The sequence below is a fragment of the Sphingomonas rhamnosi genome (assembly GCF_036663615.1).
Classification (GTDB): Bacteria; Pseudomonadota; Alphaproteobacteria; order Sphingomonadales; family Sphingomonadaceae; genus Sphingomonas.
On record NZ_JAXOJJ010000002.1, the window covers coordinates 1 to 15260 of the forward strand.

The 15260-nt window shown below is 66.0% G+C and carries 18 protein-coding genes; 6 read left to right on the plus strand and 12 right to left on the minus strand.

What is annotated here, in order from left to right:
- Window positions 1–568 precede the first annotated feature (568 nt).
- From rplI to U1701_RS05030, 4 genes are all read right to left on the minus strand, one after another.
- Window positions 569–1165, minus strand: a complete 597-nt coding sequence (rplI, locus tag U1701_RS05015) for a 50S ribosomal protein L9 (RefSeq protein WP_332781455.1) — start codon at window positions 1163–1165, stop codon at window positions 569–571.
- Window positions 1166–1176: 11 nt separating this feature from the next.
- Entirely contained in the window at window positions 1177–1401 is a 225-nt protein-coding gene (gene rpsR, locus U1701_RS05020) for a 30S ribosomal protein S18 (RefSeq protein WP_031393978.1), read from the minus strand.
- A gap of 2 nt (window positions 1402–1403) precedes the next feature.
- Window positions 1404–1838, minus strand: coding sequence for a 30S ribosomal protein S6 (gene rpsF, locus U1701_RS05025; RefSeq protein ID WP_332781456.1), 435 nt, complete (start codon window positions 1836–1838; stop codon window positions 1404–1406).
- 192 nt (window positions 1839–2030) lie between these two features.
- Window positions 2031–2387, minus strand: coding sequence for an RcnB family protein (locus U1701_RS05030; RefSeq protein ID WP_332781457.1), 357 nt, complete (start codon window positions 2385–2387; stop codon window positions 2031–2033).
- A gap of 185 nt (window positions 2388–2572) precedes the next feature.
- Here U1701_RS05030 and fabD point away from each other — a divergent pair, with 185 nt between their 5' ends.
- The 6 genes from fabD to mltG all read left to right on the plus strand — a co-directional run bounded on the left by fabD (window position 2573) and on the right by mltG (window position 7586).
- Window positions 2573–3532, plus strand: coding sequence for an ACP S-malonyltransferase (gene fabD, locus U1701_RS05035; RefSeq protein ID WP_332781458.1), 960 nt, complete (start codon window positions 2573–2575; stop codon window positions 3530–3532).
- Between the two features lie 49 nt (window positions 3533–3581).
- The gene (locus U1701_RS05040) at window positions 3582–4010 is read left to right on the plus strand and encodes a GxxExxY protein (RefSeq protein ID WP_332781459.1); all 429 of its coding nucleotides are present in this window, start codon (window positions 3582–3584) and stop codon (window positions 4008–4010) included.
- A gap of 1 nt (window position 4011) precedes the next feature.
- Window positions 4012–4749, plus strand: a complete 738-nt coding sequence (gene fabG / locus U1701_RS05045) for a 3-oxoacyl-[acyl-carrier-protein] reductase (protein WP_332781460.1) — start codon at window positions 4012–4014, stop codon at window positions 4747–4749.
- A 144-nt stretch (window positions 4750–4893) separates the two neighbouring features.
- Window positions 4894–5130 (plus strand): acyl carrier protein, encoded by a 237-nt coding sequence (locus tag U1701_RS05050; RefSeq protein WP_258890172.1) that lies wholly within the window; start codon window positions 4894–4896, stop codon window positions 5128–5130.
- 117 nt (window positions 5131–5247) lie between these two features.
- Complete coding sequence (fabF, locus tag U1701_RS05055; protein ID WP_332781461.1) at window positions 5248–6507, plus strand: beta-ketoacyl-ACP synthase II; 1260 nt, start codon at window positions 5248–5250, stop codon at window positions 6505–6507.
- Between the two features lie 110 nt (window positions 6508–6617).
- Window positions 6618–7586, plus strand: coding sequence for an endolytic transglycosylase MltG (mltG, locus tag U1701_RS05060; RefSeq protein WP_332781462.1), 969 nt, complete (start codon window positions 6618–6620; stop codon window positions 7584–7586).
- 138 nt (window positions 7587–7724) lie between these two features.
- Here the strand turns inward: mltG and eda are convergent, their stop codons facing one another.
- From eda to U1701_RS05100, 8 genes are all read right to left on the minus strand, one after another.
- A complete protein-coding gene (gene eda, locus U1701_RS05065) occupies window positions 7725–8333 on the minus strand; it encodes a bifunctional 4-hydroxy-2-oxoglutarate aldolase/2-dehydro-3-deoxy-phosphogluconate aldolase (RefSeq protein ID WP_332781463.1) in 609 nt (202 codons plus the stop codon).
- The gene (glk, locus tag U1701_RS05070) at window positions 8330–9298 is read right to left on the minus strand and encodes a glucokinase (protein WP_332781464.1); all 969 of its coding nucleotides are present in this window, start codon (window positions 9296–9298) and stop codon (window positions 8330–8332) included. Before glk ends, eda begins: the two co-directional genes overlap by 4 nt.
- Window positions 9299–9405: 107 nt before the next feature.
- Window positions 9406–11217, minus strand: a complete 1812-nt coding sequence (gene edd, locus U1701_RS05075; protein WP_332781465.1) for a phosphogluconate dehydratase — start codon at window positions 11215–11217, stop codon at window positions 9406–9408.
- Between the two features lie 108 nt (window positions 11218–11325).
- Window positions 11326–12030 (minus strand): 6-phosphogluconolactonase, encoded by a 705-nt coding sequence (pgl, locus tag U1701_RS05080; RefSeq protein WP_332781466.1) that lies wholly within the window; start codon window positions 12028–12030, stop codon window positions 11326–11328.
- Between the two features lie 55 nt (window positions 12031–12085).
- Complete coding sequence (zwf, locus tag U1701_RS05085) at window positions 12086–13555, minus strand: glucose-6-phosphate dehydrogenase (protein ID WP_332781467.1); 1470 nt, start codon at window positions 13553–13555, stop codon at window positions 12086–12088.
- 7 nt (window positions 13556–13562) lie between these two features.
- Window positions 13563–14489, minus strand: a complete 927-nt coding sequence (gene argC / locus U1701_RS05090; protein ID WP_332781468.1) for an N-acetyl-gamma-glutamyl-phosphate reductase — start codon at window positions 14487–14489, stop codon at window positions 13563–13565.
- The gene (locus tag U1701_RS05095) at window positions 14486–14695 is read right to left on the minus strand and encodes an SH3 domain-containing protein (protein ID WP_332781469.1); all 210 of its coding nucleotides are present in this window, start codon (window positions 14693–14695) and stop codon (window positions 14486–14488) included. The genes argC and U1701_RS05095 overlap by 4 nt, the downstream gene beginning before the upstream one ends.
- A 118-nt stretch (window positions 14696–14813) precedes the next feature.
- The gene (locus U1701_RS05100; RefSeq protein WP_332781921.1) at window positions 14814–15122 is read right to left on the minus strand and encodes a MarR family transcriptional regulator; all 309 of its coding nucleotides are present in this window, start codon (window positions 15120–15122) and stop codon (window positions 14814–14816) included.
- Window positions 15123–15260 lie beyond the last annotated feature (138 nt).

The following is a 15260-nucleotide window of genomic DNA, read 5'->3' on the forward strand; positions in this document are numbered from 1 at the left end:
GGATCGACCCGCGAAGCCCCATGATGCGGCGGCCCATGCCGACCGCGAAGACGACCATGCCCCGGCAGACGACATCCACACACCAAAATGCGCTTGCCAAGCCCGCTATTAGACGACGGCAGCTAATCAACAAAATCGGACAATCGGGCTCGCGTCGGTATTGCGTTTTGTGACTCCACCTTGGTGAAGCTGCAGCACGGCGACATCGAGAAGCTGTTCGGACGGCGCTGAGCGGGCGGAAGGCCACAAAGGTCACACGGAAGAGGGTGTTTCGGGGACGTGTGGTGATGCGCGGCGCTGGGGTTTGTAGTCTGGACGTAAGAAAGAGCGGCGGACGGGGTGCTTCCACTTTTCCAACATTACAAGCGTCGGAAAAGGACCGGTCGCGCCCAACGTTCCGTCACCCCGGCCTTGAGCCGGGGTCCCGCTTTTTCGTCAGGCGGTACAAGAAGCGGGACCCCGGGTCGAGCCCGGGGTGACGGGCTGGTGGTGTCTGCCCCAAACGAAAAAAGGCCGCCCGGATTGCTCCGGACGGCCCTTTTCGCGTTCGACGGATGAAGAGTCGGGCTCAGCCCTGGGCTTCGTCCTGCGGCTCGTCCGAGACTTCGGCCGTGGCGCCGGGTTCGGCGTTGGGGTCGTAGTCCTCGACGAAGCCGGCTTCGTCGCGCTCGAACATCGACGACATGACGTCGACGCCCTGCGCCTGCATCTCGGCCTCTTCGGGCGAGCGGGCGACGTTGACCTTGACGGTCACCGAAACCTCGGGGTGCAGCGAGACCTTGACGGTGTAGACGCCGATCGACTTGATCGGCTTGTCGAGCACGATCGCCGACTTGCCGACCTTGTGGCCGTCCGCGACCAGCGCGTCGACCAGATCGCGGACCGCGACCGAGCCGTAGAGCTGACCGGTGTTCGACGCCTGACGGATCAACGTCACCGAAGCGTCGTTGAAGGTCTTGGCTTCGGTCTCGGCATCGGCACGACGCGATGCGTTGTCCGATTCGATCCGGGCACGGTTGGCCTCGAAGACCTTGCGGTTGGCGTCGTTCGAACGAAGCGCCTTTTTGTTCGGCAAGAGGAAGTTACGGGCGTAGCCGTCCTTCACCTTGACGACGTCGCCGATGGCGCCGAGTTTCTCGACGCGCTCAAGCAGAATGACGTCCATGGGGGCGCTCCTTACTTAACGATGTAGGGCAGCAGGCCCAGATGACGCGCACGCTTGATGGCCTGGGCCAGTTCGCGCTGCTTCTTCGCGGCAACAGACGTGATGCGCGAAGGGACGATCTTGCCACGCTCGGACACGAAGCCCTGCAGCAACCGGACGTCCTTATAGTCGATCCGGGGAGCGTCTTTTGCGGAGAACGGGCAGCTCTTGCGGCGGCGGAAGAATGGACGTGCCATGGTTATTCTGCTCCCTCTTCACGATCACGGCGCGGGCCGCGCTCGGGGCGATCGCCACGATCCGGACGGTCGCCACGACCACCCTCACGGTCGCCACGACGCTCACGGTCACGATCCTGCTTGCGCATCATCACGGTCGGGCCCTCTTCGAGGGTGTCGACCTTGACCGTCATGTACCGAATGATGTCTTCGTTGATCTGGGTCTGGCGCTCCAGCTCGACGATCACGCTGCCGGGAGCGTCGATCTCGAGCATGACGTAATGCGCCTTGCGGTTCTTGGCGATCTTGTACGCCAGCGAACGCAGGCCCCAGTTCTCGGTCTTGACGACCCGACCTTCGTTGTCGTTCACGATCTTGGTGGCGATTTCCGCCAGCGCGTCCACCTGCGCCTGTGCCAGATCCTGGCGCGCAAGGAACGTGTGCTCATACAGAGCCATGTCTCGTCCTTCATTACCGATCGCTGATGCACGCCCCGTGCGTACACCCCTCCGGCTGTCGTTCCGAAATGCAAACCGGGGCGAGGGAACGAATCCCTCACCCCGGTGGAGTGTGCCTTAGCGGATTATCCGCCAAAGGCAAGGTTGGATCCGCCACCCGGGATCAGGCCCGATGTGGCGGAAGGGTCTTCCTTACCGGAACGCGCCGTTGCGGATCTGGACGACGTTGCCGCGGGCGTTGATCAGGACCGCGTCGTTGCCCGAACGGACCCACTGGCTGCCACGCGGAGGAGCGGCAAGGCGATAGTTCTTGTAGGTCGTGATCACGCGGTAGTTCTGCGCGCGGTTGCGGTCGAACCGCTCGCCGGCGCGCCAGGCGCGCGACTGGTTCGGCTTCACGACCGTCTTGTGGGTGACGACGGTGCGGCCGTTCGCATTCTGGCGGACGACCGTGGTCTGGCGCTGCGCCTGCGCCGAGGCGGGGGCGGCGGCAAGCAGCGGGCTGGCGACGAGGGTCGTGGCGAGTGCGCTGAGGATGAACTTGTTCATGAGAAACTCCCGTTTGAAACGGCGCCGGTTACTGCGGCGTCGGAACCCAATTTGGCGCCCATCTGTCGCAGGCGATTGTCGCCGATCGCTACAAATGGTCGCGGAGTGTCGCAATCCGTCCAGGTCCGTTCAGGTTGCATGTGGCCGCGCACCTTTCTAGGGCGCCGGGCCAAAGGAGAGGCAAGATGCGTGCTTTCATTTTCCCGGGTCAGGGAAGCCAGTCGGTCGGCATGGGCAAGGCGCTCGCCGAGGCCAGCGCGGTCGCGCGCGAGGTGTTCGCGGAGGTCGACGAGGCGCTGGGGCAGAATCTCTATCGGCTGATGAGCGAGGGGCCGGCGGAGGATCTGCTGCTGACCGAGAACGCCCAGCCCGCGATCATGGCGAACGCGATCGCGACGCTGCGCGTGCTGGAGAAGGAGGGCGGCGTGCGGCTGGCCGACAAGGCGGACTATGTCGCGGGGCACAGCCTGGGCGAATATAGTGCCTTGTGCGCGGCGGGGGCGCTGGACCTGGCGACGACCGCGCGGCTGCTGAAGCTGCGCGGACGGGCGATGCAGGCGGCGGTGCCGGTCGGCGAGGGGGGGATGGCGGCGCTGCTCGGGGCCGACCTGGAGAAGGCGCAGGTCATTGCTGGTGCCGCGGTGGATGCGATCCTGGCCGAGGGCGGGGCGGAGCTGGTGTGCACCGTCGCGAACGACAATGATCCGGGGCAGGTGGTGATCTCGGGGCATCGCCTGGCGATCGAACGGGCGATCGCGTTGGCCAAGGACTTGGGCGCCAAGCGGGCGGTGCTGTTGCCGGTCTCGGCGCCGTTCCATTGCCCGCTGATGCAGCCAGCCGCGGGGGCGATGGAGGCGGCGTTGTTGGAGGCGGACCTGCGCGCGCCTCTGGTGCCGGTGTTCGCGAATGTCGATGCGGTGGCGGTGGCGGATCCGGGGGTGATCCGGGTTTCGCTTGTCGCCCAAGTGACGGGGATGGTGCGGTGGCGCGAATCGGTGCTGGCGATGCAGGCTGCGGGCGTCGAGCGGTTCGTCGAATTCGGCGGCAAGGTGCTGGCGCCGATGGTCAAGCGGACTGCCGCGGATGTCGATGCGCTCAGCGTGGTGACGATGGACGACATCGAGGCTTTGGTTAAAGTGATTTAATAGGAAGAATTTGTTCGCGCAGAGGCGCGGAGACGCAGAGGGGGGCCCGATGCACGATATCGATGTGGTCAGCGGCGACGTGGTCGACTTGGCGATACGACTGCACCGGGAGCTTGGTCCGGGACTGCTCGAAAGCGTGTACGAGACGGTATTGGCCGGCAAACTGGCTGCGATGGGATACCCGGTCGCGCGGCAGGTGCCGGTCGATATTGAGTTCGAGAGCATGCGCTTCGAGGCAGCCTTTCGGATCGACCTTCTGGTCGATCAGCGTCTCATCATCGAGATCAAGTCTGTAGAGCGGATAAGCTCCGCTCACGCAAAGCAACTGCTGACCTACCTCCGGCTTACCAAGCAGCCCGTCGGGCTGCTGATAAACTTCGGCGGCGCAACGCTTCGGGAAGGGCTTCGCCGGCTCGTCAATAACCATCACCCCTCTGCGTCTCCGCGTCTCTGCGCGAACCAAATCAACGGAGAATAGAATGTTCGACCTTACAGGCATGACGGCCCTCGTTACCGGCGCTTCGGGCGGGATCGGGTCCGAGATTGCGAAGGCGCTAGCTGCGCAGGGGGCGCGACTGGCGGTGTCGGGGTCCAATGCGGAAAAGCTGGAGCAATTCCGCGCGTCGCTGGGCGGCGATCATGTGGCCTTGCCGTGCAACCTGTCGGACGGGGCGGCGGTGGATGCGCTGGTGCCGTCGGCCGTGGCGGCGCTCGGGCGGCTCGATATCCTCGTCAACAATGCCGGCGTCACGCGCGACAATTTGGCGATGCGGATGAAGGACGAGGAGTGGGATACCGTTATCCGCGTCAACCTGGAGGCGGCGTTCCGGTTGATCCGCGCCGCGGCCAAGCCGATGATGAAGGCGCGGTTCGGGCGGGTGGTTTCGATCACGTCCGTCGTCGGGCAGACCGGGAACCCCGGGCAGGCCAATTATGCGGCGTCGAAGGCCGGCCTCGTCGGCATGTCCAAGGCGCTGGCGCAGGAGCTCGCCAGCCGGAACATCACCGTCAACTGCGTCGCGCCAGGCTTCATAGCGTCGGCGATGACCGACGCGCTGCCCGAGGCGCAGACGGTCGCGCTGACGGCACGGATTCCGGCGGGGAAGCTTGGCGAGGGGGCTGACGTGGCCGCCGCAGTCGTCTACCTTGCCAGTCGCGAGGCGAGTTATGTCACCGGCCAGACCATCCATGTGAATGGCGGCATGGCGATGGTGTGAGACCCGATCGTCCCCGTTCAGTTCGACGCCGATTCGGCGCGAGCCGGGGCGGGGACCGGATGAACTGACGCTTGCCACGAAACGGACCCCGTTCTACGGGCGTTCAGGTAGAACGAATAACCCCCAAGCGAAGAGGGAACGAACATGAGCGAGACCGCAGACCGCGTGAAGAAGATCGTCGTCGAGCATCTCGGCGTCGAAGCCGAGAAGGTGACCGAGGACGCGAGCTTCATCGACGACCTGGGCGCGGACAGCCTCGACATCGTCGAGCTCGTCATGGCGTTCGAGGAAGAGTTCGGCGTCGAGATCCCCGACGACGCGGCCGAGAAGATCGCGACCGTCAAGGACGCCATCACGTACATCGACGAGCACAAGGCCTAATCGGGGCTTCGGGTCCGAACTTTCGGACCTGCCCTGACGGGTCGGATTTGAGCGGCTCCCCGTCCTTGGGCTAAGAGGACGGGGAGCCGTTTCGTTTTGCATCACGGAGTTTATGGCATGCGGCGTGTCGTCGTCACCGGACTAGGCATGGTTACCCCCCTCGGCGCGGACGTCGAGACGGTGTGGGCCAACATCATCGCGGGTAAATCGGGCGCAGCCACGATCACGCGCTTCGACGCGAGCGACTATGTCTGCCGCATCGCCTGCGAAGTGAAGCACAAGGACCACGAATACGGGTTCGATCCCGGCAAGCGCGTCGACCACAAGGTCCAGCGCCAGGTCGATCCGTTCATCATCTATGGCATCGACGCCGCTGGCCAGGCGTTGGAAGACGCTGGGCTGCTCGATATGACGGTCGAACAGAGCTGGCGCGCCGGCGTCTCGATCGGGTCGGGGATCGGCGGGCTACCGGGGATCGAGAGCGAGGCACTCGTGCTGCACGAGAAGGGGCCGCGTCGCGTCTCCCCGCATTTCGTGCACGGGCGGCTGATCAACCTGATCTCGGGCCAGGTTTCGATCAAATACGGCCTGCGCGGGCCCAACCATGCGGTCGTTACCGCATGCTCGACCGGCGCGCATGCGATCGGCGATGCCGCGCGGATGATCGCGATGGACGATGCCGACGTGATGCTCGCGGGCGGCGCTGAGGGCACGGTGTGCCCGCTCGGCATCGCCGGGTTCGCCCAGGCGAGGGCGCTGTCGACGAGCTTTAACGACACGCCCGAAAAGGCGTCGCGGCCGTACGACAAGGATCGCGACGGCTTCGTGATGGGCGAGGGTGCCGGCGTGCTGGTGCTCGAGGAATATGAGCATGCCAAGGCACGCGGCGCGAAAATCTATGCGGAAGTTATTGGATACGGGTTGTCGGGTGACGCGTATCACGTGACCGCACCGCATCCCGATGGCGATGGCGCGTTCCGGTCGATGCAGATGGCGGTGAAGAAGTCGGGCCTGAAGCTCGAGGACATCGATTATATCAACGCGCATGGCACCTCGACGCCGCTCGGCGATGAGTTGGAACTGGGCGCGGTGCGTCGGCTGTTCGGGGATGCGATCTCCGGCCTTTCGATGTCGTCGACCAAGTCGGCGATCGGGCATCTGCTCGGTGGTGCCGGCGCGGTCGAGAGCATCTTCTGCATCCTTGCGCTGCGCGACCAGATCGTGCCGCCGACGCTCAACCTCGACAATCCGAGCGAGAGCTGCGTGGGCGTCGACCTGGTGCCGCATGTCGCGAAGAAGCGCGAAGTGCGCGCCGTGCTGAACAATTCGTTCGGCTTCGGCGGCACCAACGCGTCGCTGATCATGACGCGGGTCTGAGGCTGTAAATCTACTGCTCCCCGGCGAAGGCCGGGACCCAGTTGGGATAGCTTGGCGATAGAAGCGGACCGTTCGCCCAACTGGGCCCCGGCCTCCGCCGGGGAACTAGAATGAGAAAGATCGGCTGTTTCGGACTCATCCTAGGTCTCGGCCTGATCGTCGCGCTGTTCCTTGTCGTACAGGGCTGGGGTGGCGCTGGTCCTGCACCGCGGACGCTGACTGTGCAGGTGCCGGAAGGCGCGAGCCTTACCGCGGCCGCCATCGAACTGGAAAAGTCCGGCGCGATCCCCTCGGCCTCGCGTTTCCGGCTCTACGCGCGCGTGTTCGGGTCGGGCGATCCGATCAAGGTCGGCGAATACCGCATCCCTGCGCATCTGAGCCAGGCCGACATTCTGAAGATGCTCCAGGGCGGCAAGACGCTGCAGCGGCTCGTCGTGGTACCCGAGGGCTATCCGTCGGTGATGGTGCATGACGCGCTGATGAAGGCCGACGGGTTGGTCGGTCAGGTGGCGGTGCCGGCCGAGGGCTCCGTGCTTCCCGACAGCTACGCGTTCCAGCGCGGCGATACGCGCGCGTCGGTGGTGGCGCGGATGCAGAAGGCGATGCGCGACTATCTCGCCGCGGCCTGGGCCAAGCGCAAGCCGGGCATCGCGGTGACGACGCCGCAGCAGGCGATAGTCCTCGCCGCCATCGTCGAGAAGGAAACGGGCAAGCCGTCCGAACGGCGCACCGTAGCGGCGGTCTATGGCAACCGGTTGAAGCTCGGCATGCCGCTGCAGGCGGATCCGACGGTGATCTACCCGATCACCAAGGGGCGGCCGCTGGGGCGGCGGATCCTGCGGTCGGAGTTGCAGGCGAAGAACGGGTACAACACCTATGCCGAGGCCGGGCTGCCGGCCGGGCCGATCGCCAATCCGGGGCGGGCGAGCATCGATGCGGTGCTCGATCCGGCGCCGACGCAGGCGCTGTATTTCGTGGCGGATGGCACCGGTGGGCACGTGTTCGCGGATACGCTCGATCAGCATAATGCGAACGTGCGGAAATGGTATGCGATCCGGCGGAGCCGGGGGGAGATGTGAGCAAATCCTCCCCGGTACGGGGAGGGGGACCGCGACGCGTAGCGGCGTGGTGGAGGGGGCTCGCCACCGGCGCAGCATTTGCCGCACGCCCCCTCCACCATGCTGCGCATGGTCCCCCTCCCCGCGAGCGGGGAGGATTTAGCCGCGCAACGCGTTCGCCGCGCGTGCCTTCAACTCCACCTCGGCCATCGTGCCGCCGGTCACCCAGCTGCCGCCGACGCAAAGGACCGGCTTGAAGGCGAGCCATTCGGGGGCGTTGGCTTCGGTGATGCCGCCGGTGGGGCAGAACTGGCACTGATAGAAAGGTGCGGCGAGCGCCTTCAGGGCCTTCAGGCCGCCGCTCGCTTCGGCGGGGAAGAACTTGAAGTGCGTGAGGCCCAGGTCGAGGCCGCGCATAATGTCGCCGGCGTTGGCGATGCCGGGCAGGAACGGCACCTTGCTGTCGATGATCGGCTTGGCGAGTGTTTCGGTCAGGCCCGGCGAGACGATGAACTCGGCGCCGGCGTCCATGACCTGCGCGAATTGTTGCGTCGAGACGACCGTGCCGGCGCCGACGATCGCGCCCTCGACCTTCTTCATCTCGGCAATCGCCTCGAGAGCGGCACCGGTGCGCAAGGTCACTTCGAGCACGCGCAGCCCGCCGCGGACCAGCGCTTCTGCAAGCGGACGCGCGAGCGCCGCGTCTTCGATGACAAGCACCGGGATGACCGCGCTGGTCTGCATGATGTCGGCGATGGTGACGGTCATTGGGTGTGCTCCTGGGCGAAGGCGGCCGCGGCGCCGAACAGGCCGGGCTGGGGATGGGTGATGAGTTTGACGGGCATCGCCGCCATCATCGTCTGGAACCGGCCCTTGGCGACGAAGCGCTGGTCGAACCCCGAGCGGATCAGGCGATCCTTGATGCGGAAGCCGAGGCCGCCGGCGATGACGACGCCCTTCGCGCCCTGTGCCAGCGCGAGATCGCCGGCGACCGCACCGAGCGCGAGGCAGAAGCGGTCGAGGGCGGCGAGCGCGATCGAATCGGTGCCCTCCAGCGCTTCGCTCCAGATTGTCTTGTCGTCGTGGCTGGGCACGGCGCGGCCTTCAAGCGCGGCGAGCGTTTCGTAGATCGCGACGATGCCGGGGCCGGCGACGACCCGTTCTGCAGATACGCGCGTGAAAGTCTTACGGAGCCGCTTGAGCAGTGCGTCCTCGATGCCGTCGAGCGGGGCGAAGTCCATATGGCCGCCCTCAGTCTCCAGGACCTCGTATCCGGTCTTGTGACGCAGAACCTGTGCGACGCCCAGACCGGTGCCGGGCCCGCAGACCGTCGTGATGCCCTCGCCGGGAAGCGGCGTGTCCGGGCCGCAGAGATGGATGAAATCGCTCGCCGGCACCTGCGCGACGGCATGGCCGACCGCGCCGAAATCGTTCACTACGACCCATTTGTCGGCGTTGAGGCGCTCCTGGATCAGCGACTTACGGATGATCCAGGGGTTGTTGGTCAGGCGGATGACGTCGTTCGCGACCGGCGAAGCGACCGCGATCGCGATCGCGCGGGGAAGGGGCCGGCCGACGCCCGCGCCGAACGCCTGGTACGCGGTCTGCAAGGAAGCGTGGTCCGCGGTCTTCAGTGTGGCGGGTTCGCCGAGTGAGACGACGCGGCCGTTCTCGACTTCGGCCAGAGCGAAACGGGCGTGGGTGCCGCCGATATCTGCGGCTACGATCTGCATGCGTCTCTCCAGTTTCCGTCATCCCAGCGAAGGCTGGGATCTTTTTGTGGCAGGCGTGGCGCCCGTGCGGTGAGAGATCCCAGCCTTCGCTGGGATGACGTATAGGGTTACAATCCCGCTCCCGCGAGCATTGCGGACGCACCCTTTTCGGCTTCGTCGGCGCCGCTACGGAACATGCCGAACAGCTCGCGGCCCATACCCGACGCAGTGGCGGGCGCAGGGGCCGGTTCGCGGGCTGCCCATTCGTCGGCGTCGACCAAAGCCTCGAGCATGCCGTTCTCCGCGTCGACGCGGATCAGGTCGCCGTCGCGGATCCGGCCGATCGCGCCGTCGAGCAGCGCTTCGGGCGAACAATGAATCGCACAGGGCACCTTGCCGCTCGCGCCCGACATGCGGCCGTCGGTGACGAGCGCGACGCGGAAGCCGCGGTTCTGGAGGACGCCCAAAGGCGGGGTCAGCTTGTGGAGCTCGGGCATGCCATTGGCGCGCGGGCCCTGGAAGCGGACGACGACTACGACGTCGCGCTCGAGTTCGCCACGCTTGAACGCTTCGAGGACGTCGAGCTGGTCCTCGAACACCGCGGCAGGCGCCTCGACCACCCAGCGATCGCGCTCGACCGCGCTGATCTTGATGCAGGCGCGACCGATATTGCCGGCAAGGATTCGCATGCCGCCGTCGGGCGCGAAGGGCGCGGCAGCCGGGCGGAGAATGGTGTCGTCGCCGCTGTCGCCGACCGGGGTCCAGCCGAGCGTGTCGTTCTCGACCGAGGGGGTGTGCGCATAGGCGGACAGGTCGCCGCCGGTGATCGTCGGGATGTCGGCGTGGAGAAGCCCCGCGCCGATCAACTCGCGGATCACGTAGGGCATACCGCCCGCCGCCTCGAACGCGTTCACGTCGGCGGAGCCATTGGGATAGACGCGCGCGATCGTCGGCACCGCGCGGCTGAGGCGATCGAAATCCTCCCAGTCGATGACGATGCCGGCCGCGCGGGCGATCGCGGGGACGTGGAGCAGATGGTTGGTCGAGCCGCCGGTCGCGAGCAGGCCGACGGCGGCGTTGACGATCGCCTTTTCATCGACGCAGTGGCCGAGCGGGCGATAATCGTCGCCCCGCGCGCCGATCTGCGCGAGCCGGTGGACCGCGGCGCGCGTCAGTTCCTGGCGCAGCTTGGTGCCCGGGTTGACGAAGGCGGCGCCGGGCATGTGCAGGCCCATCACCTCCATCATCATCTGGTTGGTGTTGGCGGTGCCGTAGAAGGTGCAGGTGCCCTTCGAATGATAGGCGCCGATCTCCGCGTCGAGGAGTTCCTCGCGGCCGACCAGCCCTTCGGCGAATTTCTCGCGGACCGCGGCCTTGGCCTTGTTGGGCAGGCCGGTCGGCATCGGGCCGCCGGGGATCAGCACCATCGGCAGATGGCCGAAACGCAGCGCGCCCATCAGCAGGCCGGGGACGATCTTGTCGCAAATGCCGAGCAAGGCGGCGCCCTCGAAGGTGCCGTGGGAGAGGGCGATTGCGGTCGACAGCGCGATGGTGTCGCGGCTGAACAGCGACAGCTCCATGCCGGGATAGCCCTGCGTCACGCCGTCGCACATCGCGGGGACGCCGCCGGCGACCTGTGCGGTCGCGCCGACCTCGCGCGCCCAGATTTTCATCAGTTCGGGGTAGCGATAGTAGACCGCGTGGGCGCTCAGCATATCGTTGTACGCGGTGACGATGCCGATGTTCATGCCGGCGTCCGCCTTCATGGCGTCGCGGTCTTCGGCGGTGCCGGCATAGGCATGGGCGAGGTTCGCGCAGCCTAGATTCGGGCGGCGGACATGCGTGTCGCGCTCGCGTTCGATGAGCGCGAGGTAGGCGGCGCGGCTGGGCCGCGAGCGTTCGATGATGCGGTCGGTTACCGCGGAAACTTCGGAGTTCATCTCATCCTCGTCATGCCGGACTTGGTCCGGCATCCATCGTGCCGCACACTTACTGGCCGTTTGGTTTGCGGCACGATGGGCCCCGGAACAAGTCCGGGGTGACGTTTGCTACGCCGCCCAGTGGATATCGATCGGCAGTTCGACGTCCGCGAGCACGCGGCCAATCGGATATTCCGATAACGGGCCCTGCTTGATCGCCTTCTCGATAATGTCGCGCTTGGCCTGGCCGGTGACCGCGATCATCACCGCGCGCGCCGTCACGATGGCCTCGCGGCTCAAGGTTACGCGCGCGACGGGGGCCTCAGGCGGCAGCGGGTCGGGCATGACGCCCAGCGCGCGGCGTTCCTTGGGGCCGGCGACGGCTTCCTCGTAATCCGGGCCCGGGAAGATCGACGCGGTATGCCCGTCACCGCCAACGCCAAGCAGGCAGAAATCGAGCGGCCAGTGCAGGTCCTGCATCAGCGCGTCGGCCGAGCGGCCCGCGGCCTTATAGTCCTTGGTCGCCTCGGGAACGATCGGCTTCACCCGGGCGCCCTTAGGGAGGAAGATCTTGGCGAGCGCCGTCACGTTGGAGAGCGGGTCGCCGAGCGGCACGATCCGTTCGTCGCCGGGGATGATCGTGACCTTCTTCCAGTCGAGCTTCGCCTCGGCGAGCAGCTTGTACGCCGGTAGCGGGGTGTTGCCGCCCGCCAGCGCGATCACTGCCGAGCCGCGCGCGTCGATCGCACTCTCTATGATAAACTGGATGTCGCCGGCGACCGCCACGGCCATCTCGTCCGCGTCGTCATAATCCCACCATTCGATCTCGGTCATGTCTTCATTCCTTGAAATTTCATTCGGTCGGCCCCTCATGTGCGAGGACCAGCGCCTAATCGTCCTGCCAGGTCACCCCGTCGCGCTCGGTCAGCGCGACCGCGTTCGATGGGCCCCAGGTGCCCGAGCCGTAGCTCTTAGGCTTGGTATCGTTCGCCTTCCAGCCGGCACGGATCGCGTCGATCCAGGTCCACTGCGCCTCGACCTCGTCGCGGCGGACGAACAGTGTCTGGTCGCCCTCGATAAGGTCGAGCAGCAGACGTTCATAGGCGATCCGGCGGCGCGTGCCCTTGAACTCGCTGTCGAGGCTGAGGTTCAGTGGCACTTCGCGCAGGCGGATACCCTCGCGGTCGAGCCCGGGCTCCTTGGCCATTACCAGCAGCTGGACATATTCCTCGGGCTGCAGGCGGATGACGAGCATGTTGGGCTGCAGCAGTCCGCCGCGCCCGGCGAACATCGAATGCGGCACCGCCTTGAACTGGATCGCGATCTCGCTGCGGCGCGCGGGCATGCGCTTGCCGGTGCGCAGGTAGAAGGGCACGCCCTGCCAGCGCCAATTGTCGACATGCGCCTTGATCGCGACGAAGGTCTCGGTGTTCGACGGCTTGTCGAGCTCCTCGACATAGCCCTTGACGATCTGCCCGCCCGACGCACCTTGCGCATATTGGCCGGTCACGGTGCAGTTGGGTACGTCGGCCGGTTCGATGACGCGCAACGAGCGGAACACCTTCGCCTTCTCGTCACGTATCGCGGTGCCGTCGAAGCGCGCGGGCGGCTCCATCGCGACCAGCGCGAGCAACTGTAGGATATGGTTCTGGACCATGTCGCGCAGCGCGCCGGTGTCGTCGTAATAGCCCGCGCGCTCTTCGAGCCCGACGGTCTCGGCGATGGTGATCTGGACGTTGTCGATCCCGCGCGCGTTCCACACCGGCTCGAAGAAGCTGTTGCCGAAGCGCAGCGCGAGGATGTTCTGGACGGTCTCCTTGCCGAGATAATGATCGATCCGGAAGGTGCGCTCCTCGGGGAATACGGCGGCTACCGCGTCGTTGATCGCCTTGCTCGACTGGAGGTCGTAGCCGAGCGGCTTTTCGAGCCCGATCCGCACGGTTTCGCCAGCTAGCCCGACCTTGGCCAGTCCCTTGATCGCGCGCTCGAACAGCGACGGCGCGGTCGACAGGAAGATCGCGAGACCGCCCGATACGACGCCGACCTTTTCGGCGAGGCCCGCATAGCTTGCCTCGTCGGACAAATCGACATTGTGGTACACCACGCGCGCCAGGAAGCTGTCGATCGCATCCTGCGCCTTGCGGTCCTTCGACAGATATTTGTCGAGCGCCTCGCGCGCGAACCGCCGATAGTCTTCATCGTCGTGGTCCGCACGCGCGGCGCCAGTGATGGTCAGCCCGTCGGGCAACAGGCCGTCGGCGTGGAGGCCGTAGAGCGACGGCAGCAGCATGCGCTGGGCAAGATCACCGGTAGCTCCGAACAGGAGCAGCTTAGCCACGGGGTTGCGGATCAAAGGCATATCCTAGTCAGAGGATCAGGCCGGCATGGGTATCGAGCCCGGCCATGATGTTGAGGTTCTGCACGGCAGCGCCGCCGGCGCCCTTGCCGAGATTGTCGAGAGTCGCGACTAGCCGGGCATGCCCGGCCGCCGCGTTACCGCAGACTCGGAGCGTTAGGCGGTCGGTGCCGGCATTCTCGGCGATATCGATCGCGCCGACGTCGCCCGATCCGATCGCCACGAGCGGGGATCCCTCGAAGGCGGCGCGCAATGCGTCTTCAAGCGCATCGAGGGTGGGCGTGCCCGGCAACGCGTAAAGGTGAAGCGGCACCTCGACGACCATGCCGCGATAAGTGTTGGCAACCGCTGGCGCGAAGATCGGCGCGTGGGTCAGGCCGGCATGTGTCGTCATCTCGCCGACATGCTTGTGCGCGAGCTGCAGCCCATAGGGGCGAAAGGCAGAAGCGGTGCCGCCTTCGAACTCGGCGATCATCGCCTTGCCGCCGCCCGAATAGCCCGACGTTGCATTGATGCTGAGCGGCTGGTCGGGGGGGATCAGCCCGACGCGAACCAGCGGCGCGACCAGTGCGAGGAAGCCGGTCGGGTAGCAGCCGGGATTGGTGACGCGTGTCGCACCGGCGATTGCTGCCGCGTTACCCGGCGCGAGCTCGGCGAAGCCATAGGTCCAGCCGGCTGCGACACGGTGCGCGCTCGACGCGTCGATCACGCGGGTGCGCGGGTTGTCGATCAGCGCGACCGCTTCGCGTGCAGCGTCGTCGGGCAGGCAGAGGATCACGAAATCGGCGTCGTTGAGCGCCTCGCGCCGCGCGGCGGCATCCTTGCGTCGTGCCTCGTCGAGCATCACCACGCTCAGGTCGGTGCGGCCGGCGAGCCGGTCGCGAATCTCGAGCCCGGTGGTGCCGACCGCACCGTCGATGAAGACTGTCGCGGTCACGCCGCGATCGCCGCGGTGCCCGGCAGGTCAAGCGCGTCGCGGTCCATATAACCGACCAGGCCAGGCCCGACCGCTACGCCCCATCCTGAAACGCCGGCGATCTCCAGAACTTCGAACACGTCACCGGGCTGCAGCGCGGCGACTACTTCGCTGTCGGGCTCGCGCGCCAAGCGCAACGGCGCCGCACGATTAAGCACCGCGGGCATCGGAACGGCATAATGGGGAGCAAAAACCTGCTCGGCAAGACGGATATCGGCGATATCTCGCCGTACCCCATGGCGACGTGGGTCCAGAACGACCGACCGTCCGGTCAACGCAAAGCTGCTACGCGTGGGCGGCGCCGTGGTTTTCGCCGATGAATTGCCCGAATTCTTCAAGAAAATCTGCCCCTTCGGTCGTCCGCGCGACGAAGATGTTGCGCTTGTCGCTATCGTCGCGTTGTCGGCGCAGATAGCCGAGCGCACCCAGCCTGTTCAAGGCGCGTGTCACCACCGGCTTCGATACGTTCAGCGCGCGCGCCAGACCGCGCACCGTATGGGGCCCCGGTTTCAGATATACGAGCAGCAAAAGCGCCATTTGCCGGTTGGTTAGATCGGGCTCGCCCGAGCGGACATAGTCCACCAGCGCGCTCATCCAGTTCGATAGGGTTTCGACTGCCATTGATGCCACAGCGTTGATCCGCCAATTCTTGATGCCAGGGTTAAGGCTTCATTACGGAGGCATAACGCCCGCTTGCGCGGCTTGTTTCCCTCGCTTTGCGATCGGGTGTCG

What these genes read in the sequence shown, in the direction of transcription:
- rplI (WP_332781455.1), bottom strand. Translation starts at nt 1,165, where the DNA reads ATGGACGTCATTCTGCTTGAGCGCGTCGAGAAACTCGGCGCCATCGGC.
- rpsR (WP_031393978.1), bottom strand. Translation starts at nt 1,401, where the DNA reads ATGGCACGTCCATTCTTCCGCCGCCGCAAGAGCTGCCCGTTCTCCGCA.
- rpsF (WP_332781456.1), bottom strand. Translation starts at nt 1,838, where the DNA reads ATGGCTCTGTATGAGCACACGTTCCTTGCGCGCCAGGATCTGGCACAG.
- U1701_RS05030 (WP_332781457.1), bottom strand. Translation starts at nt 2,387, where the DNA reads ATGAACAAGTTCATCCTCAGCGCACTCGCCACGACCCTCGTCGCCAGC.
- fabD (WP_332781458.1), top strand. Translation starts at nt 2,573, where the DNA reads ATGCGTGCTTTCATTTTCCCGGGTCAGGGAAGCCAGTCGGTCGGCATG.
- U1701_RS05040 (WP_332781459.1), top strand. Translation starts at nt 3,582, where the DNA reads ATGCACGATATCGATGTGGTCAGCGGCGACGTGGTCGACTTGGCGATA.
- fabG (WP_332781460.1), top strand. Translation starts at nt 4,012, where the DNA reads ATGTTCGACCTTACAGGCATGACGGCCCTCGTTACCGGCGCTTCGGGC.
- U1701_RS05050 (WP_258890172.1), top strand. Translation starts at nt 4,894, where the DNA reads ATGAGCGAGACCGCAGACCGCGTGAAGAAGATCGTCGTCGAGCATCTC.
- fabF (WP_332781461.1), top strand. Translation starts at nt 5,248, where the DNA reads ATGCGGCGTGTCGTCGTCACCGGACTAGGCATGGTTACCCCCCTCGGC.
- mltG (WP_332781462.1), top strand. Translation starts at nt 6,618, where the DNA reads ATGAGAAAGATCGGCTGTTTCGGACTCATCCTAGGTCTCGGCCTGATC.
- eda (WP_332781463.1), bottom strand. Translation starts at nt 8,333, where the DNA reads ATGACCGTCACCATCGCCGACATCATGCAGACCAGCGCGGTCATCCCG.
- glk (WP_332781464.1), bottom strand. Translation starts at nt 9,298, where the DNA reads ATGCAGATCGTAGCCGCAGATATCGGCGGCACCCACGCCCGTTTCGCT.
- edd (WP_332781465.1), bottom strand. Translation starts at nt 11,217, where the DNA reads ATGAACTCCGAAGTTTCCGCGGTAACCGACCGCATCATCGAACGCTCG.
- pgl (WP_332781466.1), bottom strand. Translation starts at nt 12,030, where the DNA reads ATGACCGAGATCGAATGGTGGGATTATGACGACGCGGACGAGATGGCC.
- zwf (WP_332781467.1), bottom strand. Translation starts at nt 13,555, where the DNA reads ATGCCTTTGATCCGCAACCCCGTGGCTAAGCTGCTCCTGTTCGGAGCT.
- U1701_RS05095 (WP_332781469.1), bottom strand. Translation starts at nt 14,695, where the DNA reads ATGCCCGCGGTGCTTAATCGTGCGGCGCCGTTGCGCTTGGCGCGCGAG.
- U1701_RS05100 (WP_332781921.1), bottom strand. Translation starts at nt 15,122, where the DNA reads ATGAGCGCGCTGGTGGACTATGTCCGCTCGGGCGAGCCCGATCTAACC.